General features: G+C 43.9%; 2 protein-coding genes. Both read left to right on the top strand.

Annotation, left to right across the window (positions count from 1 at the left end):
• Nucleotides 1–148 precede the first annotated feature (148 nt).
• The gene (locus ABW391_RS29360) at nt 149–805 is read left to right on the top strand and encodes a class II aldolase/adducin family protein (protein ID WP_353485464.1); all 657 of its coding nucleotides are present in this window, start codon (nt 149–151) and stop codon (nt 803–805) included.
• 207 nt (nt 806–1,012) lie between these two features.
• Entirely contained in the window at nt 1,013–1,864 is an 852-nt protein-coding gene (locus ABW391_RS29355; RefSeq protein ID WP_353485463.1) for a Tim44 domain-containing protein, read from the top strand.
• The last annotated feature ends 160 nt before the right edge of the window (nt 1,865–2,024 follow it).

Below are 2,024 nucleotides of genomic sequence, written 5' to 3'. Positions count from 1 at the left end.
TGAAAACATTTTACTACAGCTTGATCAACAAGCAAGGCAGTAAACAAGTTGCTGAAATTGCGCCCGAGCAACTACAAATAAATGGTGTCCAACTAAACGGATATCACTTAGAAGAGTTAGAAGAAGATTGCGAGGCTTGTAAACTATAATGTTAGAAACTTGTTGCGATATATTAGTAGACGCTTATAAGCGTAATTGGATTACCAGTAGAGATGGTAACATTTCTATTCGACATCATGACCGTGATCATTTTTATGTAACTCCCAGCGGAGTACGTAAACAGCAGATGCAACCGGAGATGTTTAAAAAGATTGCCATATGGAGGTCAATTAACAGTGGTGTTGGTTCCAGCGCATTTAACTATTCGTGGAGTGTTATTGAACAAACTGACTTGTCAGGTAACTTGGAACCTAGTGGTGAGATGCCGTTACATTTTGGTTTGCAGAAAGAATTAGGACAGCACAAAGACGATGTGCGTGTGGTGGTTCATGTTCATCCAACTTACTGCATTGCGGCCATGCATGCCGGCATTGACTTGGGCACTGTTTCAGATGCGTTTCCTGAACTCAATCGTTACACCCGGGTAGCACACAATGTGGGAGATGTTGCTCCTATCAGTGAAGAATTAGGCAAAGCGTGTCATCATAACTTGGGACTTGACCGCGAAGGCAATATCAAGTTTGATATAGTGGGAATCAAAGGACACGGTGTGGTGGCTATTGGCAACACTCCATGGCGGGCATACGAACACATAGAAAGATTAGAACACATTTGCAAGATAGTGCTAGCATCAGGAAAATATTAGGAGAAATTATGTTAAAAGATAGAAGAGTGTTATTAGAAAAAGAAGTTCAAGTTGCACATGACCAAGCCGCACACATGTATTTGGACATTGTGACTAACAATGGCGATGTTCATAGTGAAGAATATCAACAGATGCGAGATCGTATCACCAAATTAGAATTTGATCTCAACATGGTTAATCAATTGATCCACAAGGGGCACGTATAACATGAAAAAATTAATCTCAATAGTATTAGTCTGTATGATGGCTTTTGCCAGTGTGAGTGCAGAAGCAAAGCGTATGGGCGGCGGCAAAAGCGTGGGACAACAAAGTTCCAATGTAAGCAAAAAACAAGCGGCACCTCCCGCACAGGCCACGCCACCAACAGCGGCACCAGCGATCGCTCCCGGTCGTCCATGGGGTGCTATGTTGGGAGGTTTGGCAGCAGGGCTTGGCTTGGCATGGCTGGCCAGCAGTTTGGGACTAGGCGCGGCATTTGGCAATATCCTAATGGCGCTATTGATCGGTGTTGCGGTCATGGCAGTGATAGGCTGGTTCATGCGTAAGCGTATGAACACAAGCAATGAAAATAATCTTGCTTATCAAGGCAACAATGCCTCATCCTCAAATATGTTTAATCCTTACAACCAACCCACACGATTCTCCAGTGGTAGCATGATCGGATCAGCTTTGGCTACAACCACATGGACAATTCCTGCAGGATTTGATGTGGTAGGTTTCGAATCTGCTGCCAAACAAAACTTTGTGCTGTTGCAGGCCGCATGGGATCGTGCAGATGTTGCTACTCTTGGTGGTATGATGACTGACACGATGTTGAAAGAAATACAACAGCAATTGGCCGCCCGTGAAGCTGGTCCACATAGAACAGCAGTTGTATCACTGGACGCAAGACTATTGGGCATAGAAGAAACTGGTGCTGACTACATAGCCAGTGTGGAATTCACCGGCGTAATACAGGAAAACGTAGGAGCAGAAGCTGAAGCATTTGAAGAAGTATGGAACATGACCAAATCAAAATCAGCAGGCGGCTGGGTTTTGGCTGGGATACAAGTAAACTAAATTTTTGGACAAAAACCGTTGACAACTGTCCTTGAAGACGTTATAATTAGATTTTAACATTCAAGGACTGTTATGTTTAGTGTACTCAAGTTCTTTTGGTTGGTGAGTCGTTCCTCATGGAACATCATGAATCCAAATCTCAATCCCCTGCGGCATGCTC

This window comes from Haliscomenobacter sp., assembly GCF_040403615.1.
Lineage (GTDB): Bacteria > Bacteroidota > Bacteroidia > Chitinophagales > Saprospiraceae > Haliscomenobacter.
The sequence above is the reverse complement of the archived record's forward strand: the minus strand, read 5'-3'. Positions and strand labels throughout refer to the sequence as shown.